Genomic DNA, 25,686 nt, shown 5'->3' with positions numbered 1-25,686 from the left:
GATGCAGATTACTCTGCAGGTTTTGACGCAACGTTACGACGGACCACTTCATCCACAATGCCAAATGCCTGCGCCTCTTCAGCGGACATGTAGCTGTCGCGCTCCAGCTTCTGCTCGATCTCCTCGAGCGTGCGGCCGGTGTGCTCCTTGTAGATCTCGTTCAGGCGCTGGCGGATGGTCAGGATTTCCTGCGCCTGGATCTCGATATCGCTGGCCTGGCCCTGCGCCCCGCCCGAAGGCTGGTGCACCATGACACGCGAGTTGGGCAGCGCGAATCGCCGCCCTTTCTCGCCACCGGCCAGCAGCAGCGACCCCATCGAGGCCGCCTGCCCGATGCACACCGTGCTGACGGGGCAGCGGATGTACTGCATGGTGTCGTAGATGGCGAGCCCCGCCGACACCACGCCGCCGGGGCTGTTGATGTAGAACGAGATTTCCTTGCTGGGGTTCACGCTTTCCAGATAAAGCAGCTGCGCGGAAACCAGCGCCGAGACCTGGTCATAGACCGGCCCGGTGAGAAAGATGATCCGTTCCTGCAGAAGGCGGGAATAGATGTCGAATGCCCGTTCTCCGCGGGAGGTCTGCTCGACCACCATCGGTACCAGAGCGTTATTGAAGATCTCTACGGGATCCCGATCCCTCATAGCCATATTCCCGATCCTGAAAAGCAAGGGCCCGATCCACGTTACGTGCCCGGTGCAGGAGGCACGGACAGCGCAGGCGCAGCCGGACCCTTCCCGGTTACTTATGACAAAATAGAGACAAACACGCCAGATACCACCCCACCCCTGTCATTTTGCCAGAAACGGGCCGCACAATCCGCGCGTGTTCACCTGTCCACAAACACATACGGCGCGCGGAAGTCCCCTTCCGCGCGCCGCAGGCGTTACCTATGCCGCGAGAGCGGATCAGACGTCAGCTTCCGGCATTTCGGCCAGCTCTTCCGGCGTCACGACCTTATCCTCGACCTTGGCCAGCTCGACGATGTAGTCGATGACCTTGTTCTCGAAGATCGGGCCACGCAGGCCATCGATCGCCTGCGGGTTCTTGCCGAAATATTCGAACACGGCCTGTTCCTGGCCCGGATAGCGCGCGGCTTCGGCCCGAACGGCATGAACGATTTCTTCCTGCGTCACGGTGATGTTGTTCACACGACCGATTTCGGCAAGCAGAAGGCCCAGCTTCACGCGGCGCTCGGCAATCTTGCGATAGTCGGCGCGCAGGGTGTCCTCGTCCTTGTCCTTGTCTTCCTCATCGAGACGACCGGCCTTGCGGTCTTCCTCGATACGGGCCCAGATCTGGCTGAACTCGGCATCCACCATGCCCGGAGGGGCCTGGAAGTCGGTCTTCTCGGCCAGCTTGTCGAGCAGCTCGCGCTTGAGGCGCAGGCGCGAAAGCTGGTCGTATTCCTGCGTGACCTGCTGCGTGATCAGTTCGCGCACCTGCTCGAGCCCCTCGAAGCCGAGCTTCTTGGCCAGCTCGTCATCGATCTTGGCTTCGACCGGGCGCTTGAGTTCCTTCACCTTGATGTCGAAGGTGGCTTCCTTGCCCGCAAGGTGCTCCGCGCCGTAATCGGCGGGGAAGGTGACGGTGATCACTTTTTCTTCACCGGCCTTCATGCCCACGATCTGCTCGGCAAAACCGGGGATGAAGCCCGCGCCGCCGAGTTCGACGTTCACGTCGTCAGCGGAGCCGCCTTCGAAGGCCGTGCCGTCAACCTTGCCCACGAAGTCCACCGTCACCACGTCGCCATCGGCGGCGGGGCGGTCTTCCTCGACCTTCTCGAACTCGCGCTGGCGGCTTGCGATTTCCTTGAGCGCCTTGTCCACCGTCTCGGCATTCACCTCGGACTTGAGGCGCACGAGCGACAGGGTGGACAGGTCGGGAATGGTGATCTCGGGCAGGATCTCGAATTCGACCGTGAACTTCAGGTCTTCCTTGCTGCCCGGCTCGCTGCCGGAAACGAGGTCAACCTTCGGCTGCATGGCAGGGCGCAGGCCGCGCTCGTCAAGCAGGGTGCGGGTCGCGTCGCTTACGACCTGCTCCATCACCTCACCCTGCACGGATTCGCCAAAACGCTGCTGCAGGATGCTCATCGGCACCTTGCCCGGGCGGAAACCCGGCAGCTTCATGGACTGTCCAACTTCTTTCAGGCGCGCGGTGCGCTTGCTCTCGATTTCTGCTGCGGGCACCGTAACGGTGAAACCGCGCTTCAGGCCATCGGAAAGCGTTTCAGTAACCTGCATCTGCCAGGCCATCCTCTCGGTCAGAACGTGTCAAAGAACGCAAGAAGCCGGTTGGGGCCACCACGTCTGCTCGCATAACGCGACTTGCCGGGATCATTGGTACGGGCGGAGGGACTTGAACCCCCACGGCTTGCGCCACCAGAACCTAAATCTGGCGTGTCTACCAATTCCACCACGCCCGCACAGTGCCCAGCCTGTAAGCGCGCGGCTTTAGCGCACCACAGGCCATGGGGCAAGATGCGAAGGGAAAAGGATTGGGCTTTTCAGCCGAAAACTTTTTTTGCCAGCCCCTCCGCCCGGTGGCGGGCGGCGCCGATATGGCAGTCGAAATCCTCGGCCAGCGGCCATTCGCCCGCATGCAATGCTGCATCACCATGCAGCCAGACCCCGGCACAGGCCGCCTCCCACGCGGGCATGCCGGCTGCGAGCATGGCGGCGATGATTCCGGTCAGCGTATCGCCCGAGCCCGCCGTACCCAGCATGGGGGTAGCGTGCTCATTGATCGCCACGCGGCCATCAGGTGCTGCGATGATGGTATCCGGCCCCTTGAGCACCGTCACGGCCCCCGTGCACACGGCTGCCGCACGCGCGGCTTCCACCCGGTCAGCACCCGGCTTGCCGAACACACGCGAGAACTCGCCGATATGTGGCGTAATGATGGAAGCCCCCTTCAGCCGCCCGGGATGGCCTGCCGCCATACTGAAGGCCCCGGCATCGGCAATCACCGCGCGCCCTGCCGCCACCAGGGCAGGCAGAACTGCCGCCACCTCCGCCACCGAAAGGCCGGGGCCACACACCCATACATGACGGCGCTGATCCTCCAGCAGGGTTTCCAGCGGATCGGAATCCACGATCAGGCCCGCAGGCGCGGTCATGCGGTAGACCTCGGCGCTATCACCCACGGCCAGCCGCACCAGCCCTGCCCCCGCCGCCCGCGCGCCCGCGGCGGAAAGCCGGGCTGCCCCCGGCATCTCGCGCCCGCCACAGATGCTGACCACGCCGCGACTGTATTTATAGGAACTGACCGTGCAGGCCGGCGTGCGCCACAGGCCGGGTTCATTGCGCCAGGCACGAATCGCAACATCTTCGAGCGCGGATTCGGGAATGCCGATATCAGCCAGCACCGTGCGCCCGCACAGGGTGCGACCGGGCAGCAGCAGGTGGCCGGGCTTGAGGCGGCAGAAGGTCACGGTCATCTCGGCCTGCATGGCACCACCGCGCACGGCACCCGTCGCCCCATCCACGCCGCTGGGCATGTCGATGGCCACGATGCGCCGCGCGGCCTTGAGCACGGCCACCACATCGGGCGCCACATCGCGGCTCAGCCCCGCGCCGAACACCGCATCGACCACCAGATCGAAGGCTGCGGCACTTTTTGGCGTAAACGGCACCATTGGCCCGTGCCACAGGGCAGCGGCAGCTGCCTCATCCCCGCCGGGGCGCGGGGCTGCAAGGGCTGCTACCGAAACCGGCCAGCCCTGCTCGGCCAGCCTGCGAGCGGCCACATAGCCATCGCCGCCATTGTTGCCCGGCCCGCACAGCACCAGCACCCGGCACGGGCGCATGTGCTGGCGTATGGCGCGGGCTACGGCGCGGCCCGCGTTTTCCATCAGCACCGACACCGGCACGCTGCGGGCGGCAGCGGCATCGATCTGCCCCATCTGCGCAGGCGTGGGCAGCTCCAGGCGGGTAGCCTGAGGGGCTTGCATCTGTTCGTTCGCGGGCATGTTCTTTTCCCTTTCCCGGCAATTGGCTGCCGCACTGGCCTTGCACATGATACAGGAATGAGGAAACAAGCGTCCCGTATCCTGCTTTATGGCAGGTGAGCGTTTTCCTTATTCCTTACCCCCCGCAAGGAGGCTTCATGTCCCTTTCCATTGTCTGGAGCCTTGTGCTCGCACTCCATATTACAGGCATGGCGGCCTGGGTTGGCGGCATGATGTATGCGGCCTTCGTGCTCAAGCCCAGCCTGAACCTGCTTGATGCCACGCAGCGTGCCTCGGTGCATCTGCAGACGCTGAACCGCTTCTTCCGCATCGTGTGGCACACCATGCCCATGGTGCTCGTAAGCGGCTGGCTCATGATCTATCATGAGGGCGGGTTTGCGGTCGTGCCGTGGCAGATCAACCTCATGCAGCTGTTCGGCCTGATCATGGCAGGCATATTCGCCCGCATCTATTTCGGCCCCTACCAGAAGGCCCGCCGCGCCATGCGCCCGCAGCCGGGACAGTTCGACTCGATCCGCTCGCTGGTTCTGCTCAACACCGGCATCGGCATCCTGACCATCATTACCGCCTGTCTGGCCCATCCTTTCTGAAAATATGAGGCGTAACCTCACGCCCCCTTGATTTCCATTGCAAATCTAGATAGGCACGGGGAATGTGGCGCTCTGAGGGGTTTAACCCCGTCGCGTGTCACACTCCCCTTCCCTGCATTGCTGCAGGTACATCAGGGACGGCAGCCTGATACAGCGCGACACGGTGGCAATCGGACGGGGCCATATTCATCTGCTGATACGTTCGAGAGTAATTTGAGCGCCAAAAAAACGTCCCCCGCCCCGACCCGTTCCGCTAAGAAGGCGGTTGCCCCGGCCCCCGCCGCCAGCACGGAAGCGGCCCTGCCGCCTGACGCGCCAGAACAGGCCGCCCCGGCGCAGGAAGAGGCGCTGCCCCTGTTTTCGGAACTCGGCCTGTCCGAGCCCATCCAGCGCGCCATTGATGAAATGGGATACCGTCATCCCACCCCCATTCAGGCGCAGGCCATTCCCTATGTGCTGATGGGCCGCGACGTGCTGGGCGTGGCCCAGACCGGCACGGGCAAGACGGCCTCATTTACCCTGCCCATGCTCGAGATCCTTCAGGGTTCACGCGCCCGGGCGCGCATGCCGCGTTCGCTGATCCTTGAGCCCACGCGCGAACTGGCCCTGCAGGTTGCCGAGAATTTCGTCAATTACGGCAAGCACCTCAAGCTGACCCATGCGCTGCTGATTGGCGGCGAAAGCATGGCCGAGCAGAAGGAAGTGCTCAACCGCGGCGTGGATGTGCTGATTGCAACGCCGGGCCGCCTGATCGACCTGTTCGAGCGCGGTGGCCTGCTGCTGACCCAGACCAAACTGCTGGTGATCGATGAAGCCGACCGCATGCTCGACATGGGGTTCATCCCCGATATCGAGAAGATCGTGGGCATGCTCTCGCCGCTGCGCCAGACGCTGTTCTTCTCGGCCACCATGGCGCCTGAAATCCGCCGTCTGGCCGATGCCTTCCTGAGCAACCCCAAGGAGATCACGGTCAGCCGTCCCTCCTCGGTGGCCTCCACCATCGAGACCGGCCTTGCCATTGTCGATGGCGCTGACAAGCGCCGCGCGCTGCGCAAGCTGCTGCGTGAGGCGGACATGCAGAACGCCATCGTGTTCTGCAACCGCAAGCGTGATGTGGATGTGCTGTGCAAATCCCTCATCAAGCACGGCTTTTCGGCTGGCGCGCTGCATGGCGACCTGCCGCAGTCGGTGCGGTTCTCGACCCTTGAGGCGTTCAAGTCAGGCGAACTGAAAATCCTCGTCTGCTCCGACATTGCTGCACGTGGAATCGACATTGGCGGCCTGTCGCATGTGTTCAACTTCGACCTGCCGTTCCATGCCGAGGATTATGTGCACCGAATCGGCCGTACCGGCCGTGCGGGCCGCACAGGGCACGCATACAGCCTCGCCACGCCTGACGAGGAAGGCCTTGCCCAGGCCATCGAGAAACTGACGGGCAAACCCATACCCCGAATTGAGGTCAAAGGCGTGGATAACCTGGAATGGTCGGATGAGCCGCGCCCCGCGGGCGGTCGTCGCAAATCCCGTGCCGAGAGCGGTTCGCGCCGCAAGAGCAACGCAGCCACTCCTGCCCCCGCCCCGGCGGCACCGGTTGACGAAGCAGCCGCCCCCGCGCCCAAGCCCTCGCGCAGCCGTTCTACGCCCGCCACGGGCGGGGGACGCCGCGATCAGGGCCTGCTTCCGGCCGCTCCCGATCATGCCATTACCGGGTTTGGCGATGATATCCCGGCCTTCATGCAGTTGCCGCGCCGGGAAAAGCCCGTCGTCCCGGCTGACGAATAAACAGAACCGGCATGGAACAGGACATGGCCAGCGCCACCGATGTGGTGGCGCTTGGCAATGACGGGGATGGCATAGCCGAGACCCCGGCAGGACGGATATTCGTGCCCGGCGCCGTGCCGGGTGATGTGGTGCAGCTTGGAACGATACAGGGCACCCACGCCGCACTCGAGCGCGTCATCACCCCCGGCCCGGACCGGATTACGCCGCCCTGCGCCCTTTTTGGCCAGTGCGGCGGCTGCCGCCTGCAGCAGGTGGCGCTGCCTGCCCTGATGACATGGAAGACGGGCCGCGTAACCGAGGCGCTGCACCGCGCAGGTTTTGACACCATCCCCACGCCTGCCACCGTGCAGGTCGCCCCCCAGGGGCGGCGGCGCGTTGACCTGGCCTTCCGCCGCGAAGGTCGGCATATCGTGCTCGGCCTGCATCGTCGCCGGGGTGATGTGGTGGACATGACCGCGTGTACCCTGCTCGACCCTGCCCTGTTTGCCCTGCTGGCCCCGCTGCGCGAGATGCTGCATTCGCTGCCCGGCGTGCATGCGGGTGGTGACCTGCAGATCAACCTGCTCGATAGCGGGCCGGACCTGCTGATTACGATGGATGGCACGCCGGATGCCAATGACCGGCGCATCCTCGCCCAGTTCAGCAAGGCGCATGGCATACCGCGCATCTCGCTGGGCGGCACGCCACCTGAAACGCTGGCACTGAACGGGCCGGTCTTTCATCATTTTGATGGCGTGCGCGTCACCCCGCCGCCTGGTGCCTTCCTGCAACCTGCACGCAGCGGCGAGGATGCCATCAGGGCTGCCGTGCTGGCTGCACTCCCCACCAAGGGGCTGAAGGCAGGCATTATCGAGCTTTATGCAGGCTGTGGCACGCTGTCCTTTGCGCTTGCTGCCCATGCCAAGGTGCTGGCCTATGAAGGGGACCGGGCAGCGCTGGCCTGCCTCAAGCAGGCCAGTGGCGGCACCCGCGTGCTGCCCGCGCTGCGTGACCTGAACCGCCAGCCGGTCATGGCGGTGGAAGTCGCAAAAGCTGCTGCCATTGTGCTTGATCCGCCGCATTCGGGTGCAGGTGCCCAGATGGCACAGATCGTGGCAGGCAAGCCGCGCCATGTCATTTATGTCAGTTGCAACCCGGCTGCCCTGCAACGCGACCTGACCCCGCTGCAACAGTTGGGCTACCGGCTCGAGCGCCTGACAGTGATCGACCAGTTCCTGTGGTCAACCGAGGTCGAGGCCGTGTGCGTGCTGAAGCTGCCGGGCACGGGCAAAAACCACCGGCGCTAAAACAGAGAAAAATTTTGGTAAAGCTTTTTGCAAAAGCTTAAAAGAACGCCGCCTTTTTGAAAAAAGGCGGCACCCAAAAACTTTTATCTTTATCGCAATCAGACGTGGAAGCTTTCCCCACAGCCGCAGCGGCCCTTCTCATTGGGGTTGGTGAAGGTAAAGCCGGATTCAAGCTGCCTGACCTCGTAATCCATCACCGAGCCGATCAGGAACAGCGTCGCCTTGCGGTCAACGAGCAGGGTCACGCCCTTGTCCACCACCACTTCATCACCAGGGCCGGCTTTTTCTACAAAGCTCATGTCATAGGCATGGCCCGAACACCCCTTGGTTGAAACCGCAATGCGCAGCAGGTGGCCCGCGTTCTTGGTCTGGTAGAGTTTTTCCAGCCGGGCGGCTGCGCGGTCCGTCAGCGTCATGAGCGGCGGCAGGGCGCGGCGGGCGGGGGCTTTTGCGGGTGTGGCTGTCTGGTGTTCGGTCATGGCACATTCCCCTTGAGGGTTCAGAACATGTTCAGGGCAAGGCGGGCATCTTCGCTCATGCGCGACATGTCCCATGGCGGCTCCCACACGATCTCGACCGTGGCGGAGGTCACCGTCTCAATCTTTTCAACGGCTTCCTTTACCTGCGCGGGCAGTTCCTGCGCGCTGGGGCAGTTGGGAGCCGTGAGCGTCATCTCGACCTTGACCGATCCATCCTCATGCAGGTCGATGGCGTAAATCAGGCCAAGTTCGTAAATATTGACCGGAATTTCGGGGTCATACACCGTGGCGATCGCCTCGATCACCGCTTCCTCATCGGGCATGGCCGCCTTGCCTGCGAGGGCAGCGGGCTGCTCGCCATCTGGTGTCCAGGCCGATACGGGGGCCGCTTTAGCGGCAGGCGCATCGCTGGCCTCAAGGGAAAAATGCCCGGTCTCTTCCGCCATGCCCATGGCAGGCTCTACCTGATTTTTCTCGTCCATGAGACTTTCACCTGTTTTTATCATCATTGAGCATATCAGTCAGTGCCGACCACGGCAGCAGGGCGCAGCGCCTGCGCGAGCGGTGCTGGTGCAGGGGCGCAAAGGCCGCAAGCTCGCCCAGACCCGCTGGCGCCGTGCCGGTTTCAACCGCCTCGACCAGTTCCGCGTGCAGCCTACCCACATGCACGCGATCCTGGCCTGTCACCCGCCCGGCCATGAGGTCGGCGGAGGCCGCACAGATGGCGCAGCCCCGCGTTTCATGCCGGATCGTCTCGATCCGCCCCTGCCCGTCCAGCACCGCATGCAACTGCACCCGGTCGCCGCACAGCGGGTTGGCCCCCTGCCCGTTTAGCGTGGCTGTGGGCAGTGGCCCGGCATGTCGTGGTGCCTTCGCACGCTCCAGCACCACCGTGCGGTACAGATCATCCTGCGCCATCATCTGCCATCAGACAAAAAAGCCCCGGATCTGTTCCAGCGTTGCAGCCAGCAGGTCGATTTCCTCCGGCGTGGTATAGATGCCGAAGCTCGCCCGCGCCGTGGCCGTCACCCCCAGCCTGCGCATGAGCGGCTCGGCACAGTGATGGCCCGCCCGCACGGCAATGCCGTTGCGGTCAAGCAGGGTGGCGATATCATGCGGGTGAACATCCTTCATGGTAAACGAGATCACCCCGCCACGCTGCGGCGCCGTGCCGATCACCTTCAGCCCGCTGACATTGCCCAGCGCCTCAAGCGCGTAAGCCGTCAGCGCATCCTCATGCGCGCCGATCGCCTCGAACCCGATGGACTCGATATAGGCAAGGGCCGCGCCCAATCCAATGGTCTCGATGATGGCAGGCGTGCCCGCCTCGAATTTATGCGGCACATTCGCCCAGGTCGCGCGCTCGAACGACACGGTGGAAATCATGTCGCCACCACCAAGGAAAGGCGGCATCGCCTCCAGCAGTTCACGCCGCGCCCACAGCACGCCAATGCCGGTGGGGCCATACAGCTTGTGCCCGGTCACGACATAGAAATCAGCGCCCAGTTCCTGCACATTCACGCGGCGGTGCACGGCAAGCTGGCTGCCATCAAGCAGCACCTTCGCCCCTGCCGCATGCGCCATGTCGATAATGGCGCGGGCATCGGTAATGGTGCCCAGCACGTTGGACATGTGGGTGATCGCCACCAGTGCCACCTTGCCATCGGCCAGGTTGGCGGCCAGCGCTTCCATGTCCAGCGCCCCGTCATCGGTAATGGGGGTGACGCGCAGTTCAATGCCCATGCGGTCGCGCAGCATCTGCCAGGGCACGAGGTTGGCGTGGTGTTCCATCTCGGATACCAGCACCGCCTGCCCCGGCTTCAGCAGGCCACCATAGGAATGGGCCACGAGGTTGATGGCCTCGGTACTGTTGCGGGTGAAGACGATTTCCTCACGCGCGGCGGCACCCAGGAAGCGTGCCACCTGATCGCGCACGGCCTCATACGCCTCGGTGGTGCGCTCACTCATCCAGTACAGGCCACGATGGATGTTGGCGTACTGGGTGCGCATGGTGTCGGCCATGCAGTCGATCACCTGCCGGGGCTTCTGGGCCGAGGCGGCGCTGTCAAGGAACACCAGATCCTTGCCATGCACCTTCTGGCTCAGGATGGGGAAGTCGGCGCGGACATGGCGCAGGCTATCGGCCATATCCGTGGGCGTGATGACGCTCTGGTCCATCAGGCGACCTCCCGCTTCCACCAGGCTTCCACCGCAAGGTTCAGGCTGTCCTTGAGCCGGGCATCATCGATCTGATCCACAACATCATGCAAAAAGGCACGGATCAGGATGGAGCGGGCTGCCTCGTTAGGGATGCCACGGCTGCGCAGATAGAAAAGCTGATCATCATCCAGCGCGCCCACGGTCGCACCATGGCTGCACTTGACGTCATCGGCGTAAATTTCGAGTTCGGGCTTGGCGTCGATCTCGGCCGTGTCCGACAGCAGCAGCGCCTGGTTCATCTGGTAGCCGTCGGTCTTCTGGGCAATCCGCTCGACATGGATCTTGCCCTGAAACACGCCTCGCGCATGATCGGCCAGCACGTTCTTGACCGTCTGGCGCGAGATGCAGTCGGGTGCTGCGTGCGTGATCACGCTGGTCAGGTCGCCATGCTGATGACCCGCCAGAAGCTGCGCGCCATTCACGTGCACGCTGGCACCCGCCGCATTCAGCCCCGCATGCACCTCATGGCGCGACAGGCTGGCGCCAAGCGTGAGCGTAAAGCTGTCATATACCCCACGGCTGGCAACGCGGGCATGGCTGACCGCAAGATGCAGCGCCTTTTTACCCTCCGCCTGAATGCGGGCATGCGACAGATAGCCGCCCTCTTCCACCGTAATGTCATAGAGCGGGTTATGCAGGTAATAGCCCCTGCCCACGGCGGCATCGAGCATGGCCAGCCTGCCGCCCTCTTCCACCTTGATGCGGTGTTGCGGGTGGAAGGAAACCGGCGCATCCTCGCCTGCAAGGCCAATGCTGACCAGCAGCAGGCAGCCTGCATCAACCCCTGCGGGCACGATGAGAGCCAGCCCGTCATGGGCCAGCACGGTATTGAGTGCTGTGGTCACGTCGCCTGCAGGGTCGATTCCGTCACGCACTTCGCTTGCCGGGTCAAAGGCGGAAACCTTTACCCCTTCCGGCAGGCGCGAGCGCCCGGCGTCGAAACGGCCATTGACGAACACGGCGCGATTGGCCCCGGCCCCAAGTCCCGAGATGGTCTCGACCTCGGCCAGCAGCGTATCGACTGCGCCTGCATCGACATCACGCGGCGCCTCGGCAAACGGCACATCGGCCAGAGCGCGCAGCGAGGTGTATTTCCACGCCTCCACGCCCGCGCGCGGTAGGCCCACCGTGCGCAGGTAATCGGCGGCTTTGAGCCGTGCGGCATTCCCCTTTACATCACCCCGGTCAAGAAAGGCTGAGGGACTGATCCCGACCGGTGCAATGGCGTTCACGCCGCCTCCGAGAGGAACTGGGCATAACCCTGCGCCTCAAGCTGCCTGGCCAGTTCCGGACCGCCGCTGTGGATGATGCGGCCTCTGGCCATGACATGGATGCGGTCCGGCACGATATAGTCCAGCAGGCGCTGGTGGTGGGTGATGACCAGCGCCGAGAAATCGGGCGAACGCAGCGAGTTCACGCCCTCGGCCACGATGCGCAGCGCATCGATGTCCAGCCCGCTATCGGTCTCGTCAAGAATGGCGAAGGAAGGCTGGAGCATGCGCATCTGCAGCACCTCGTTGCGCTTCTTCTCACCACCCGAGAAACCGACATTCACGTTGCGCTTGAGCATCTCGTCGGACATGGACAGATGCTTGGTCTCCTTGCGCACGGCCTTGAGGAAGGCCACGGCATCGAGTTCATCCATCCCGCGTGCCCGGCGCACGGCATTGACGGCGGTGCGCAGGAAGTTGGCGTTGTTCACGCCCGGCAGTTCCACCGGCGTCTGGAACGCGAGGAACAGGCCAAGGGCCGCGCGCTCTTCGGGTTCAAGAGCCAGCAGATCCTGCCCCTTGAAGGTGGCGGAGCCGCCGGTCACCTCATAATCCTCGCGCCCGGCGAGCACATAGGACAGGGTGGACTTGCCCGAGCCGTTCGGCCCCATGATGGCATGAACCTCGCCTGCCGGGATCTCGAGATCGACCCCGCGCAGGATTTCCTTGTGGGCTTCCCCATCATCGATGCGGGCGCACAGGCCATTGATGCTTACGAATTGCTTGCTCACGTCTTTGAATCCCTGTTAGCCCACGCTGCCTTCTAGGCTGATCTGCAGAAGCTTCTGGGCTTCCACGGCGAATTCCATCGGCAGTTCCTTCAGAACGTCCTTGCAGAACCCGTTTACAATCAGCCCCACCGCATCTTCTTCCGACAGGCCGCGCTGGCGGCAGTAGAACAGCTGGTCTTCCGATATCTTGGAGGTTGTCGCCTCATGCTCCACGCGCGCGGACATGTTGCGGTTCTCGATATAGGGCACGGTATGCGCCCCGCAGCGATCGCCGATCAGCAGGCTGTCGCACTGGGTGAAGTTGCGGCTGCCCGAGGCCTTGGGCATCATCCGCACCAGCCCGCGATAGGTACTGTCTGACTGGCCCGCGCTGATGGTCTTGGCGATGATGGTCGAGCGCGTGTTGCGCCCGATATGGATCATCTTGGTGCCGGTATCGGCCTGCTGGTGGTTGTTGGTCACGGCCACCGAGTAGAACTCGCCCACCGAGCCCTCGCCCTGCAGGATGCACGACGGATACTTCCACGTAATGGCCGAGCCGGTTTCAACCTGTGTCCATGAAATCTTGGAGCGCGCGCCACGGCACGCCCCGCGCTTGGTCACGAAGTTGTAGATGCCGCCCTTGCCGTTTTCATCGCCAGGGTACCAGTTCTGCACGGTGGAATACTTGATGGAGGCATCTTCCATCGCCACGAGCTCGACCACGGCGGCATGAAGCTGGTTCTCGTCACGCATCGGCGCGGTGCAGCCCTCAAGGTAGGAGACGGAAGCCCCGTCCTCCACAATGATCAGCGTGCGCTCGAACTGCCCGGTGTTACGGGCATTGATGCGGAAATAGGTCGAGAGTTCCATCGGGCAGCGCACGCCCTTGGGCACGAACACGAAGGAGCCATCGGTAAACACGGCGGCGTTCAGCGCGGCGTAGAAATTATCCGTCACCGGCACCACGGAGCCGAGATATTTGCGCACGAGTTCGGGGTGCTCCTGCACCGCCTCCGAAATCGGGCAGAAGATCACGCCGGCTTCCTGCAATGTCTTGCGGAAGGTGGTGGCGACGGACACGCTGTCAAACACCGCATCAACGGCTACCGGCGGGCGGGCTTCCTCGCCTTCGGGCAGTTCCACGCCTGCAAGCATCGCCTGCTCGTGCAGCGGAATGCCCAGCTTTTCGTAGGTGCGCAGCAGCTCGGGGTCGACTTCTTCAAGCGACTTGGGGCTGGGCTTCTTGCGCGGTGCCGCGTAGTAATGCACGTCCTGGTAGTCGATGGGCGGGTAATGGACCTTGGCCCAGGTCGGCTCGCGCATTTCCAGCCAGGAACGATACGCCTTCAGCCGCCATTCCAGCAGCCATTCCGGCTCGTTCTTGCGGCTGGAGATGAGGCGGATCGTATCCTCGTTCAGGCCCTTGGGGGCGATATCCATCTCGATATCGGTCTCGAACCCCCATTTATAGGTGTTCTGGCCCAGGGTTTCGACCGTCTTGCGGGTTTCGGCTACTGCCGGCATGTGTCTTTCCTCCCCTGTTTCAGGCCGTGGCCTCGGGCCCGTCGGGCATGGGCGGCGCGTGCAGGCCGCCTAATCTGTCAGTTACTGTATGGTTCTTCATGTCGGCCAGCGTAATGGCTGAAAGCGCATGGCGGATGGCGGATGGCGGCATTGACCATATCCCACTGCCCGCCCAGCCCGCAGGTGGAGCGTGCGTCGCAATCACCGCCATCAACGCAGGTGGTGAGCGATATGGGGCCGTCAATGGCCTGGATCACGGCTGCGATCGAGATATCCTCAAGCGGCTGGGCCAGCCTGTAGCCGCCGCGCGCGCCGCGCTGCGAGGTCACGATGCCCTGGGTTGCCAGAATCTTGAGCACCTTCGCCACCGTGGGTTCGGGAATGCCGGTCGAACGCGACAGGACAGGCGAGGTGGTGACCTCGCTCTTCTGCCCCAGCCGGACCAGAGCCACCACGGCGTAATCGGTCAGTTTCGACAGTTTCAGCATTCCGCTCTCCCGTACGTCCTGAGCCTGTATCCATAATTGGACCAGAACAGTACTGTTTCCTGAAGTTTCAGATGGGCTACCAGCCGGGCGCCGTCAAGTCCAATCGTAAAGCAGGCATGCCCTAGCCGATCCCGGTTCCGAATATCAGCTGCAATAACACGGACAGGCCACACCCCGCCAGAAAACCGACCAGCGTGCCGTTAAGGCGGATATACTGTAGATCCTTGCCCACACGCAGTTCCAGCCGATCGCTCAGGCTTTCTGCATCCCAGCCGTTCACGACCGAGTAAATAAAACGCGACATGCGATCCCGCAGGAAAGGCAGGCTGCTCACGATCATGTTGCGTGCAGCATCTTCCACGCGCTTGCGCATGGCGGCATCATTGTACATCTGGTCGGCCAGGCGCTGCAGGGCGTCACGCACCAGGGTGGCGACCCAACTGGTCTCGCCCTTGCGCATGTCATCTTCAATCACGCCGCGCAGGCGGTGCCACACATCACTGCTCCAGCCGCGCACGCTGTCATGTGTCAGCACGCCCATCACGGCATTCGTGATCTCGCCACGCCGCACGGGGTCGAGTTCGATCCGGTCGATCTCGGTGCGCACCCAGGTGGTGAAGCCTTCACGCAGCTCGGAGTTCTGCGGGTCGATGCGGTCGAGTTCCTGGCTGGCCGCAAGCAGCACCTTGGTGGCGATCGACCCCCCAATGGCCCAGCCCAGGACGCGGCCGCCCTGCTCGCGCACGCGGTCCTCGATCATCATGCGCAGGGCGGGTTCCTTGGCCTTGATCCCTTCCTTCAGCCTTGAAAGCAGGAAAGACAGCACCTCCTGGTGGCAGTCGCCCTCCACCATCGCGCGCAGGCTGCGGGTCACGATGGGTGCGATTTCCTCCCCGCCCAGCAGGGTGGGCAGCAGGCTGGCTATGGCGGAACTCGCGCGGCCATCCTCCAGCCGGTCAAGCACGTGGGGCACGGAGCCGAGTACGGCGCGATTGACCATCTCCGCCGTTTCAGGCTCCTGGAGAATATTGCCAATGAGCGAAGGCAGGTCGATGCGGCTGAACGCGGCCCCCACTTCCTTTTCCGTAAACACGTTGTTCGAGACGAAACGCCCGAGCGCCTGCGCCAGCCGCTCTTTCTGGGCGGGCAGGATGGCGGTGTGCGGAATCGGCAGCCCCATGGGCCTGCGGAACAGGGCGGTCACGGCAAACCAGTCCGCAAGGCCACCCACCACGCCCGCCTTGGTGCCCGAGCGCAGGATCTCGAGCCAGGGGCGATCGGCCAGCCAGCCCATCTGCGGCAGGGCGTAACCTGCCACCGTCAGCCCCGCCATGGCGGCCAGCAGGCCCGTGGCCGACCGCTTGTAGCGCAGCAGGGTGCGCCGCGCATCCTGGTCCGTTTGTGGAATACCATTCATGAAGTCACTGATACCATTGTCTCCCCGCCAGCCCAAGCAACACTCGATATAACGCCTCAAATTGGCATGAATAAGCCACGCAGGACATTGCAGCCCGCCGCCGAACATGGGATTTGGAGGGCTGAACCATGACGACCATTCATGACAGGACAACCCGATGACCAAAGCCGCCGCGCGAAATGTGTCCGACCTGCTCCAGCAGGCCCGGCAACTGATCGCAAGCCACGATGAGACCGCATCGGGCAGTCCCGTCATGGCGCTTGCCCGCCAGATTGGCAGGCAGATGGCCAGCGGCGCCCTGCCAATGAACGCGGTGGAGGACATCGTGCGCCTGCTGCGCGACCGCGCCTTTGCCGGCCGCGCCCACCATATCGCCACCTATCTCGACGGGCCGGATGAACAGGCCGTGACGGAACGCATGCGCACCGTCGCCCGCCGCATCGTGCAGCCCGACCCCACTGACAGTCCGGTGCCCATCGCGCGTTTCCGCGCCGCCATCGAGCGCAGCCGCTTTGCCGCCGTGTTTACCGCGCACCCCACCTTCGCGCTGGCCAACCCGGTTTATGAGGCGCTGGCCGAGATGGCCTCCACCAACCCTGACAGGGCGCCCGAGCACGTTCCCGCCTTTCTTACACATCGCCGTGTGGGACCGCCCACGCTGGATGAGGAGTTTACCCTCGCCACCCAGGCCATCCTGCGCGGGCGTAACGCGCTCGACCGGCTCAACACCATCCTGCTGTCAGAGGCACGCACCCACTGGCCGCAGCTATGGTCCACGCTGGTGCCGCGCCCCATCATCATGACAAGCTGGGTGGGCTACGACACCGATGGCCGCACCGATATCGGCTGGTGGGACACGCTGCGCCTGCGCCTGCGCATGAAGCAGTTGCAACTGAGCCGCCTGCAGGCCCAGCTTGAGCCCGTTGCCTCCTGCGCCAATGACCTGCAGGCTCGCGTGGCGACAGCCCTTGAGGCCGTGACCGCCCAGATCGCCGCCTGCCCCACCGGCCCCGAGCCCGAAGGCGTGTCGCGCTTTGCCGATGTGCTGATCAACCGCAGCACGGAGGCCCTGACCAGCAGCAACGACCTGCGCGCGACCTTCAGCGAGGCAATCGACGCCGCCGCCCCCGATGATAAAATGGCCCTGGCGGTGGCGCAGGCGGGCTTCATGGCGCACGGGCTTTCCGCCGCGCACACGCATACGCGCCTCAATGCGACACAGCTGCACAACATCGCCCGCCAGCGGCTCAACATTACCGACAGCCCCGACATTCCCGCCCAGCGCCGCGCGCTGATCAGCCGCATGAACGAGGCGCTGGACACGGTGGAGCCGGTCGAGATCGATTTCGGCTCGCTGCTGATGGAGCAGGCCAGCGCGGGCCGACTGATGATGACGGTGCGCCAGATCCTGCGCCATATCGACCGCACCAGCCCCATCCGCTTCCTCATTGCCGAGACCGAGACCGGCTACACCCTGCTCACTGCGCTGTGGCTGGCGCGGCTGTATGGCGTGGAGGACATGATCGAGATCTCGCCCCTGTTCGAGACGCAGGACGCGCTGGAGAACGGCGAGCAGATCATCGAGGAGGCCCTGCGCTCACCGCATTGGCGGGCCTACCTGCAGCGCACGCGCAAACTGAGCCTGCAGTTCGGCTTCTCCGATTCCGGGCGGTATGTGGGACAGCTGGCCGCGACCTACCTGATCGAGCGGCTGCGCATCAAGGTATGCGACCTTCTGCGCAAGTGGGATCTCGCCTTTGTCGAGGTGATCCTGTTCGACACCCACGGCGAGAGCATCGGCCGCGGCGCGCACCCCTACCGGCTGGCGGACCGCTTTGACTATCTCTCCCCGCCACATGCCCGCGCCCGCTTTACCCGCGCCGGCATCCAGCTGCGCGAGGAAACCGCCTTTCAGGGCGGGGATGGCTACCTGCTGTTCGGCACCCAGACACTGGCCGATGCCACGGTCAGCATCATTGCCGAGCACGCCTTTGCCACAAGCGCGCTTGACCGCGACCCGGTTTATGACGAGCCGGATTTCTCGGCCGATTTCTTCTCCACCATCGCCAATGGCATGACCGGACTGGTGGAAGACCCCGGCTATGCCGCCCTGCTCGGCGCGTTCGGCCCCTCGCTGATCGACAAGACCGGCTCGCGCCCCTCGGCGCGACAGAGCGATGCCGCCTCCACGGTCACGCGCATCAAGCACCCGAGCCAGCTCCGCGCCATTCCCAACAACGCCATCCTGCAACAGCTTGCCTGGTGCGCGAACACGTTGCAGGGGCTGGGCACGGCAGCAGCCCGCCACCCCGAAACGTTCGAGAAATACCTGGCCGAGAGCCCGCGCTTCCGCCGCGCGATGGATTTCGCGGCCCATGGCCTGGCCCATTCCGACCACGGGGTGCTGCGCGGCGTGATCCGCCTGCTCGACCCCGACATGTGGCTTGAACGCGCCACCGCCCAGCGCGACCCGGGGGCGCAGGAAGCCTGCCTGAGCCTGATGCACGGACTGGAACAGCTTGATTTCTGGGCCTCCACGCAGGCCATGTTCCGCCGCATCCAGTCAGACCACCTCGCCCTGCGCCGCGCCTGGCCCGAAGCCCCGCGCATGCAGCCCGATGAACTGCTGCTGCACGGCATCCGCATCGCGCTGATCGAGCAGATCTGGATGCTCTCCACCCGCGTGCCCTACTTCTCGCCTCGGCATGCCTTCTCACGTGATGTCATGACGCTGAAGGTGCTCTGCCTTGAAGTGCCCACCGTGCTCAAGGAACTGGAGCAGATCTTCCCCTACCGCTCCGATGGCAGTTTCGACCTCGATTTCCACGAGCCTCATGGCCCCCGGCAGGAAGGCACCTACAGCCGCGAATACACCGAAGTGTTCGAGCCGATGCAGCGCCTGTTCCAGATGGTGCGTGAAATCAGCACTGGCGTGATGCACCATGTTGGCGCGTTTGGCTAAGCCTGCCCTGCGCAACGGGTGGCGGGTCAGTGAACCGCCCCCGCCCTATGAGGTGCCCCTGCCCCAGACACCCGCCATAAGGCGGGTGGTGGCCCATAATCCCGGCCCCATGACCGGCAATGGTACCAATAGCTGGCTGGTGGAGCATGAGAGCGGCTGCATCATCATCGACCCCGGCAGTGCGGAGCCTGCGCATCTCGACGCCCTTGTGGCGGCGGCAGGCGAGCGGCCACTGACCCACATCATCCTGACCCATACCCATCATGACCACCTTGATGGCGCCCGCCCGCTCGGGCGGCTTCTGGGAATTCCGGTCTGTGGGTTCCATGCCAGCGAAGACCCGGATTTTACCCCTGATATCGGCCTGCGCGATGGTGACCGGGTTGCTGGCCTGCAGGTACTGCACACGCCCGGCCATGCCAGCGACCATATCTGCCTTGAAACGGCGGATGGCATCATCTTTACCGGAGACCATGTCATGGGCTGGTCAACCACCATGATCCCGCCCGCACCCTATGGCTCGGTACGGCAGTTCCTGCGCAGCATGGATATCCTGCGTGCCCGCAAGGCCAGCCTGCTGCTGCCTGCGCACGGCCCCGCCATAACGCACGTGGAAGCCTGCATTGACGGTCTCGTCGCCCACCGCGTGGCGCGCGAGGACAGCATCATGGCGCTGCTGCCGACACGCCCGAGCACGCTCGATGAAATTGTGGACAGCCTGTACCACAACCTGCGCCCCGGCCTGCGCCGGGCGGCACGGCTGAACCTGCACGCCCATCTTGAAAAGCTGCTTGAGGACGGGAAGGTCCGGTTGCACGGCGACCAATGGGCAAAAACAGTCGCCTGACAGGAAGCAATAAGACTTTCTGGATGCCGCATTTTTTTGAAGCGTTTTGAAAAACGCTTCACCAGAAACTTCTGATTGTTGGCAGTGCCTTACGCCCGCCGCCTTACAATACAAAAAAACCGGCCCCCTTTCGGGAGCCGGTTTCTTTTTTGATGCTCTCTTTCGAGAAAGATCAGGCGGACTGCGCCATGATCTCTTCCGCAACGTTGCGGGGCACCGGATCGTAGTGGTGGAACTGCATGGTGAAGGACGCACGGCCCTTGGTCATGGAGCGCAGGTGCGAGATGTAGCCGAACATTTCCTTCAGCGGCACCGAAGCGCGGACCATAACGGTGGACCCTGCGGTTTCCTGGCTCTGGATCATGCCACGGCGGCGGTTGAGGTCACCCACAACGTCACCCACGTGATCATTCGGCGTGGTCACTTCCACATCCATGATCGGCTCGAGAATGACCGGACCGGCCTTCTTCATGCCTTCACGGAAGCAGGCCTTGGCCGCGATTTCGAACGCCAGCGCCGAGGAGTCGACATCATGGTACTTGCCGTCGAGCAGCGTGAACTTGAAGTCCACCGTGGGGAAGCCCGCGAGCACGCCGGTCGTGGCCTGGGCCTGGATGCCCTTGTCCACCGCCGGGATGTATTCCTTGGGCACCGTGCCGCCGACAACCTTGTTCTCGAACGAGATGCCTTCGTTACGCTCGACCGGCGCGAACTCGATCTTCACTTCCGCGAACTGGCCCGAACCACCCGACTGCTTCTTGTGGGTGTAGGTCTCGGTATGCGGCTTGGTGATCGTTTCACGATACGCCACCTGCGGCGCGCCGATGTTCGCATCCACGCCATATTCGCGGCGCAGGCGGTCGATGATGATGTCGAGATGCAGCTCGCCCATGCCGGACAGGATGGTCTGGCCGGTTTCCTGGTCGGTCTTCAGGCGCAGGGAAGGATCTTCGCCAGACAGCTTCTGCAGCGCCAGCGTCATCTTTTCCACGCCGTCCTTCGTCTTCGGCTCGACCGAGATGTCGATGACCGGGATCGGGAAGGTCATGCGCTCGAGCACCACGGGGTCGGTCGGATCGGCAAGCGTGTCACCGGTCTGGCTGTCCTTCAGGCCCACGAAGGCGGCAATGTCGCCCGCATGCACTTCAGACAGTTCCTCGCGCTTGTCGGCATGCATCTGGTAGATGCGGCCGATACGCTCCTTGTGGCCCTTGGTCGTGTTCAGCACCGTATCACCGGTCTTGAGCACGCCACGGTAAACACGCACGAAGGTCAGCGTGCCGTATTTGTCGTTGATGATCTTGAAGGCGAGGCCCGCAAACTTGCCATCGGGGTCAACCGGGATGATCGGCAGCTTGTTCTCGTCAACTTCCTCGTCTTCCGGCGGAGCGATGCGGATGCCTTCCACGTCGTTCGGCGCGGGCAGGAAGTCGATCACGGCATCGAGCAGGGGCTGCACGCCCTTGTTCTTGAAGGCGGTGCCGCACAGGACGGGGCGGAAGTCACCGGCGATGGTGCCCTTCTTGATGCAGCGCTTGAGCGTTGCAACGTCCACGTCGCCCTTGTCGAAGTATTCTTCCATCGCGGCGTCATCAACGGACAGCGCGGTATCGAGAAGGTTCTGGCGGGCCTCTTCGGCCTTTTCCTTCAGGTCGGCGGGAATTTCCTCGTAGTGGAACTTCGCACCGAGTTCGCCGCCTTCCCACACGATGGCGCGCATCTCGATCAGGTCGACCACGCCGACGAAGTTCTCTTCCGCGCCGATGGGCAGCTGCAGCGGAATCGCCACGATGTCCAGCTTCTCCTTCAGCGTGTCGAACGCGTTGTAGAAGTTGGCGCCCGTGCGGTCGAGCTTGTTGATGAAGATGATGCGCGGCACGTTGTACCGGTCAGCCAGACGCCAGTTGGTCTCGGACTGCGGCTGCACGCCAGCAACGCCTTCGATGATGAAGATCGCGCCATCGAGCACGCGCAGCGAGCGGTTGACTTCGATGTTGAAGTCAATGTGGCCCGGGGTGTCGATGATGTTGATGCGGTGGCCTTCCCACTCACACGTCACGGCAGCCGAGGTGATCGTGATGCCACGCTCACGCTCCTGCGCCATGTAGTCGGTGGTGGTGTTGCCTTCGTGCACCTCACCGATCTTGTGGGACACACCGGTGTAATACAGGATACGCTCGGTGGTGGTGGTCTTGCCGGCATCGATGTGCGCGGTAATACCGATATTGCGAATCAGGGACAGATCAGACTTGGCGGACACGGGAGAACCTCCACAAGACAACACGGGCGCGAAGGGGAACCTTTCCCTTTCGCGCCTGCCGGAACCGTAAGCTGCTTCCGCCCTCAGTCTCTTTCAACCTGGACGACGCAGACCGGCACAGCGGAACAATGCGCCAGACTTCAGTCAGGCTTTTTGACAGCATCAGGCCGCCTGCCCGCGATTGCAGGCAGGTGGCCCAAGGCGTGTCAGGCCACGGCGGCCTTCTTTTCCTGAACGCGCAGGATGCGGCGCTTCACCGTCATGGCTTCCGGCGTCAGCTTGCGGTTCGGGGTGGACAGCAGGAACGAGTCCAGCCCGCCATTGTGCTCGACCGTGCGCAGGCCATTGGTGGTCATGCGCAGGGGAACGGCCGTGCCGAGAATATCGGACAGCAGCGAGGTTTCCTGCAGGTTGGGCAGGAAGCGACGGCGGGACTTGTTGTTGGCGTGGCTGACGTTGTTACCCGTCAGCACGCCCTTGCCTGTGATCTGGCAGCGGCGAGACATTTTATCATCCTCGGATATAACTTTGGCCGAGGCATAAATGCCCGGCAAGGATCGTCTAGATTAGGCGCGGCTTATCGCCAAACCACCGCCATCCGTCAAGATGCATAAGCATGATTCGGCATATTTTGTATGCGAAAGGGCTGGAACGACCCCGTTCCAGCCCTTTCGCGGCCCCTGGACCTCAGGCCGCCCCGCCTTCATGGTCGGGGTGCAGTTCGCCCGCCTGCACGCTGTGCAGCGCGTTTTCAAGCAGGCCCTGCATGGCCTCGCGCCCCATGGTGCGCGACAGCAGGCCCAGCGAGCCGCCCAGCAGGGCGGAGGCAATGGCCATGGGGGGCAGGTTCTCGCCCAGCATGTATTCGATGGCCTTGTCCACCACCGCGCCGCAATGGCTCAGTTCGGGGGGAATGGCGTCGCCTTCGGGGGGCGGGTTGGTCTTGTCCGTCATGTCACGGCTCCTTTTCGCGTTATCCCTGATATGTACCGCCTTGCCGCCCCTGACCAGTGCGGGGCGGGCATGAAAGGGGTCACAAGCCCGCGCAAGGGCTTCATCCCCGCTCGGCGTCCTCCTCCGCCTGTGCAGCCCACATCCCGGCATACAGGCCGCCACGTTCAAGCAGGGCGCGATGCGTGCCACGCTCAAGGATCTGGCCGTGCCCCATCACGAGGATTTCATCCACATCCACGATGGTGGAGAGCCTGTGGGCGATGATGAGCGTGGTACGGTTGGCCGCAACGGCGCGCAGGGCGGTCTGGATTTCGTGCTCGGTGCCGGTGTCGAGCGCGCTTGTCGCTTCATCAAGCAGCAGCACGCGCGGATTCTTGAGGATGGTGCGGGCAATGGCCACGCGCTGCTTCTCGCCCCCCGAGAGCTTGAGCCCCCGCTCGCCCACCCTTGTGGCGTAGCCTTCGGGCAGGCTCAGGATGAAATCATGGATGCAGGCCAGTCTGGCCGCCTGCTCCACCTCCGCCTGCGTGGCGCCAAGGCGGCCATAGCCGATGTTGTAGCCGATGGTGTCGTTGAACAGGATGGTATCCTGCGGCACCACGCCAATGGCCCCGCGCAGGGCGGCCTGCGTGTAGTCGCGGATGTCATGCCCATCGACCATGATGCGCCCTGCCGTTACGTCATAGAAGCGGAACAGCAGGCGGCTGATGGTTGACTTGCCCGCCCCCGTCGGCCCCACGATGGCCACCCGGTGGCCCGCGGGCACATGAAAGCTGACGCCACGCAGGATCTCGCGGTCGGGGCGGTAGCTGAAATGCACGTCCTCGAAGCGGATATCGGCGGCCGGGGCCTCGTCGAGCCGTGCGGGCAGGCTCAGGGCATGGGCAGAATCGGTAATGTCGGCCTGTTCACCCATCAGGCCGAACATGTGCTCAAGGTCAACGAGTGAATTGCGCAGCGAGGTATACACGCTGCCCAGAAAGTTGAGCGGCAGGTAAAGCTGCATGAGGTAGGTATTGACCAGCACGAAGTGCCCCACCGTCATGCGGCCTGCCTCAACATCGCGCCCGGCCATGAGCATGACCGCGATCAGGGCTGTGGCAATGATCGCCGCCTGCCCGAAATTCAGCCCGTTGAGCGAGATCTGGGTGCGGATGGCGGCATGCTCGTAGCGGGCCTGGGCATCCTCGTAGCGCTGGCGCTCGTGATCCTCGTTGCCAAAATATTTGACGGTCTCGTAATTGAGCAGGCTGTCGAGCGCCTTCCAGCTGGCCTCGCTGTTGATCTCGTTCATCTGGCGGCGCAGGCCGATGCGCCATGAGGTGAACTTGATGGTGAACACCCCGTACGCCGTCACCGCCACCAGCATCACCACAGCATAACGCCAGTCAAACAGACGCCAGATCACGATGATGACCATCAGCGCCTCGATCAGCGTGGGCGCCACGTTGAACACGCCTACGCGCAGCAGCGTCTCGATGGCTTCCGTGCCGCGCGCGATGGCCCGCGTCACCCCACCCGACTGGCGGTTGAGGTGAAAGCGCAGCGAAAGCTGATGCATGTGCGTAAAGCTCTGCATGGCGGCAATCCGGCTTATGCGGTAGCGCAGCGGGGCGAAAAGGGCATCACGTAGTTCAGCCAGGCCCGCGGCTGCCATGCGCAGTAGGCCGTAGCCCACGATCAGCAGGAGCGGCATCATGGCAACGCCCCCCGCATGCGGCTGGAGCGCATCGATCACGCGGCTATAGGCATAGGGCACGCCAATGGTAGCCACCTTGGCCGCAACCAGCAGCAGGCACACGCCAACCACGCGCAGGCGGGTGCGCGGGTCATGCCGCGGCCACAGATAGGGCAACAGACCGCGCAGGGTGGCGGCGGCGGAGCGCTCCGGCATATCGGGCCGGGCCGTGGGGGAAACAGCCATACCTATCGCATGTGACACACGCCGCTTGTTTTGCAACCCATATTCCCACACCGGCGCGGGGCTGGCTGGCATTGTCAGGCCGGAGGGCAGCCGTTATGCCAGCCTCAACCCGAAGGACAGGGATGGAACATGTCACGCAGCCTCGAAGGTTTCTTTCGTCATATCGCCGCCTGCAACACGGCAGTGCTGCCCGGCGGGCGGCTGGAGTTCCAGCTCGGCACGGCCCCCGCAGGCTGGGTGCAGCCCGACCTGCTGCCGGTGCTGCTTGAACACGGCATGACCCATGAAGGCAACACCGTAACCCTGGCCGACCCCACCCGCCTCGAAGCCATTGGCGAGGCCATGGCGCAGGCAGGCATCTACCGCTCGCACCACGAACTGTTCGATGTCTGGACCGACATGGCCCAGCCCCCCGTAGCCCGCATTGACCGTGGCGCGCTGCCGCTGTTTGGGCTGATGGCGGCGGGCGTGCACCTCAATGGCCTCGTGCGCCTGCCCGAGGGGCTGCATCTGTGGATTGCGCGGCGCTCCATGACCAAGCGCCTCGATCCCAGCAAGCTCGACCACCTCGTGGCGGGCGGCATACCGGCAGGCCATACCGCACAACAGGCCCTGTTCAAGGAAGCGGCGGAAGAAGCCAGCCTGCCCGCAGAACTGGTGCAGCGCGCCCGCCCCACCGCCGATATCCGCTACGCGCTCGACCGGCCCGAGGGGCTGCGGCGCGACGTGCTGCACTGCTTCGAGCTGGAACTGCCGCCCGACTTCGTACCCACCCCTGCCGACGGGGAAGTGGAAGAATTCCGCCTGATCCCGATCGAGGAAGCCTATACGCTGGTGCGTGACACGGATGCGTTCAAGTTCAACGTCAACCTCGTGCTGATCGACCTGTTCCTGCGCACCGGCCTGATTGATGCCGCCAGCCCCGAAGGCCAGCGCCTGCGCCAGGGCCTGACCGGCTGGCACGCCCCCCGCTCCGCCTGAACCCCTGCGACCCGA

Annotated in this window: 21 protein-coding genes, 1 tRNA gene and 1 pseudogene; 6 read left to right on the top strand and 17 right to left on the bottom strand. The window is 63.8% G+C overall.

The window, feature by feature from the left end; genetic code table 11:
- Window positions 1-8 precede the first annotated feature (8 nt).
- From FMA36_RS10905 to FMA36_RS10890, 4 genes are all read right to left on the bottom strand, one after another.
- Complete coding sequence (locus FMA36_RS10905; RefSeq protein WP_061272180.1) at window positions 9-644, bottom strand: ATP-dependent Clp protease proteolytic subunit; 636 nt, start codon at window positions 642-644, stop codon at window positions 9-11.
- 264 nt (window positions 645-908) lie between these two features.
- Entirely contained in the window at window positions 909-2,246 is a 1,338-nt protein-coding gene (gene tig, locus FMA36_RS10900; RefSeq protein ID WP_159262318.1) for a trigger factor, read from the bottom strand.
- 97 nt (window positions 2,247-2,343) lie between these two features.
- A tRNA-Leu gene (locus FMA36_RS10895) sits at window positions 2,344-2,428 on the bottom strand.
- Between the two features lie 81 nt (window positions 2,429-2,509).
- Window positions 2,510-3,955 (bottom strand): NAD(P)H-hydrate dehydratase, encoded by a 1,446-nt coding sequence (locus FMA36_RS10890; protein ID WP_159263870.1) that lies wholly within the window; start codon window positions 3,953-3,955, stop codon window positions 2,510-2,512.
- A gap of 155 nt (window positions 3,956-4,110) precedes the next feature.
- On the opposite strand from FMA36_RS10890, the gene FMA36_RS10885 reads away from it, so the two are divergent.
- The 3 genes from FMA36_RS10885 to FMA36_RS10875 all read left to right on the top strand — a co-directional run bounded on the left by FMA36_RS10885 (window position 4,111) and on the right by FMA36_RS10875 (window position 7,631).
- Window positions 4,111-4,563, top strand: a complete 453-nt coding sequence (locus FMA36_RS10885) for a CopD family protein (RefSeq protein ID WP_159262317.1) — start codon at window positions 4,111-4,113, stop codon at window positions 4,561-4,563.
- Window positions 4,564-4,776: 213 nt separating this feature from the next.
- Window positions 4,777-6,345: a DEAD/DEAH box helicase gene (locus tag FMA36_RS10880; RefSeq protein WP_159262316.1), complete on the top strand. Its 1,569-nt coding sequence runs from the start codon at window positions 4,777-4,779 to the stop codon at window positions 6,343-6,345.
- An 11-nt stretch (window positions 6,346-6,356) separates the two neighbouring features.
- Window positions 6,357-7,631, top strand: a complete 1,275-nt coding sequence (locus FMA36_RS10875; RefSeq protein ID WP_159262315.1) for a class I SAM-dependent RNA methyltransferase — start codon at window positions 6,357-6,359, stop codon at window positions 7,629-7,631.
- 98 nt (window positions 7,632-7,729) lie between these two features.
- Here FMA36_RS10875 and FMA36_RS10870 read toward each other — a convergent pair whose 3' ends face one another.
- The 9 genes and pseudogenes from FMA36_RS10870 to FMA36_RS10830 form a co-directional block, all read right to left on the bottom strand.
- A complete protein-coding gene (locus tag FMA36_RS10870) occupies window positions 7,730-8,110 on the bottom strand; it encodes a HesB/IscA family protein (protein WP_159262314.1) in 381 nt (126 codons plus the stop codon).
- A 20-nt stretch (window positions 8,111-8,130) separates the two neighbouring features.
- Entirely contained in the window at window positions 8,131-8,592 is a 462-nt protein-coding gene (locus FMA36_RS10865; protein WP_159262313.1) for an SUF system Fe-S cluster assembly protein, read from the bottom strand.
- Between the two features lie 7 nt (window positions 8,593-8,599).
- Window positions 8,600-9,028, bottom strand: a complete 429-nt coding sequence (gene sufU / locus FMA36_RS10860) for a Fe-S cluster assembly sulfur transfer protein SufU (protein WP_159263868.1) — start codon at window positions 9,026-9,028, stop codon at window positions 8,600-8,602.
- Between the two features lie 9 nt (window positions 9,029-9,037).
- Window positions 9,038-10,288 carry an aminotransferase class V-fold PLP-dependent enzyme gene (locus FMA36_RS10855; RefSeq protein ID WP_159262312.1) on the bottom strand — a complete coding sequence of 417 codons (1,251 nt, stop codon included), beginning with the start codon at window positions 10,286-10,288 and terminating at the stop codon, window positions 9,038-9,040.
- Entirely contained in the window at window positions 10,288-11,562 is a 1,275-nt protein-coding gene (gene sufD / locus FMA36_RS10850; RefSeq protein ID WP_159262311.1) for a Fe-S cluster assembly protein SufD, read from the bottom strand. The genes FMA36_RS10855 and sufD overlap by 1 nt, the downstream gene beginning before the upstream one ends.
- Entirely contained in the window at window positions 11,559-12,332 is a 774-nt protein-coding gene (gene sufC / locus FMA36_RS10845; RefSeq protein ID WP_159262310.1) for a Fe-S cluster assembly ATPase SufC, read from the bottom strand. Before sufC ends, sufD begins: the two co-directional genes overlap by 4 nt.
- Before the next feature lie 15 nt (window positions 12,333-12,347).
- Window positions 12,348-13,838, bottom strand: a complete 1,491-nt coding sequence (gene sufB / locus FMA36_RS10840; RefSeq protein WP_159262309.1) for a Fe-S cluster assembly protein SufB — start codon at window positions 13,836-13,838, stop codon at window positions 12,348-12,350.
- A 19-nt stretch (window positions 13,839-13,857) separates the two neighbouring features.
- Window positions 13,858-14,326, bottom strand: a pseudogene (locus tag FMA36_RS10835) (SUF system Fe-S cluster assembly regulator).
- 121 nt (window positions 14,327-14,447) lie between these two features.
- Complete coding sequence (locus FMA36_RS10830; protein WP_159262308.1) at window positions 14,448-15,743, bottom strand: DUF445 domain-containing protein; 1,296 nt, start codon at window positions 15,741-15,743, stop codon at window positions 14,448-14,450.
- A gap of 157 nt (window positions 15,744-15,900) precedes the next feature.
- On the opposite strand from FMA36_RS10830, the gene FMA36_RS10825 reads away from it, so the two are divergent.
- Both FMA36_RS10825 and FMA36_RS10820 read left to right on the top strand, forming a co-directional pair.
- Window positions 15,901-18,705, top strand: a complete 2,805-nt coding sequence (locus FMA36_RS10825) for a phosphoenolpyruvate carboxylase (RefSeq protein WP_159262307.1) — start codon at window positions 15,901-15,903, stop codon at window positions 18,703-18,705.
- Window positions 18,686-19,552, top strand: a complete 867-nt coding sequence (locus tag FMA36_RS10820) for an MBL fold metallo-hydrolase (protein ID WP_159262306.1) — start codon at window positions 18,686-18,688, stop codon at window positions 19,550-19,552. Before FMA36_RS10825 ends, FMA36_RS10820 begins: the two co-directional genes overlap by 20 nt.
- A gap of 172 nt (window positions 19,553-19,724) precedes the next feature.
- Here FMA36_RS10820 and fusA read toward each other — a convergent pair whose 3' ends face one another.
- The 4 genes from fusA to FMA36_RS10800 form a co-directional block, all read right to left on the bottom strand.
- Entirely contained in the window at window positions 19,725-21,812 is a 2,088-nt protein-coding gene (fusA, locus tag FMA36_RS10815) for an elongation factor G (protein ID WP_159262305.1), read from the bottom strand.
- Between the two features lie 206 nt (window positions 21,813-22,018).
- A complete protein-coding gene (gene rpmB, locus FMA36_RS10810) occupies window positions 22,019-22,318 on the bottom strand; it encodes a 50S ribosomal protein L28 (RefSeq protein WP_061272153.1) in 300 nt (99 codons plus the stop codon).
- 181 nt (window positions 22,319-22,499) lie between these two features.
- A complete protein-coding gene (locus tag FMA36_RS10805; RefSeq protein WP_110568853.1) occupies window positions 22,500-22,766 on the bottom strand; it encodes a hypothetical protein in 267 nt (88 codons plus the stop codon).
- Between the two features lie 100 nt (window positions 22,767-22,866).
- A complete protein-coding gene (locus FMA36_RS10800; protein ID WP_206065081.1) occupies window positions 22,867-24,690 on the bottom strand; it encodes an ABCB family ABC transporter ATP-binding protein/permease in 1,824 nt (607 codons plus the stop codon).
- 129 nt (window positions 24,691-24,819) lie between these two features.
- Between FMA36_RS10800 and FMA36_RS10795 the strand changes: the two genes are divergently transcribed.
- Window positions 24,820-25,671 (top strand): NUDIX hydrolase, encoded by an 852-nt coding sequence (locus FMA36_RS10795; protein WP_159262304.1) that lies wholly within the window; start codon window positions 24,820-24,822, stop codon window positions 25,669-25,671.
- The last annotated feature ends 15 nt before the right edge of the window (window positions 25,672-25,686 follow it).

Source organism: Komagataeibacter xylinus, from assembly GCF_009834365.1.
GTDB classification, from domain to species: Bacteria; Pseudomonadota; Alphaproteobacteria; order Acetobacterales; family Acetobacteraceae; genus Komagataeibacter; species Komagataeibacter xylinus_D.
The sequence above is the reverse complement of the archived record's forward strand: the minus strand, read 5'-3'. Positions and strand labels throughout refer to the sequence as shown.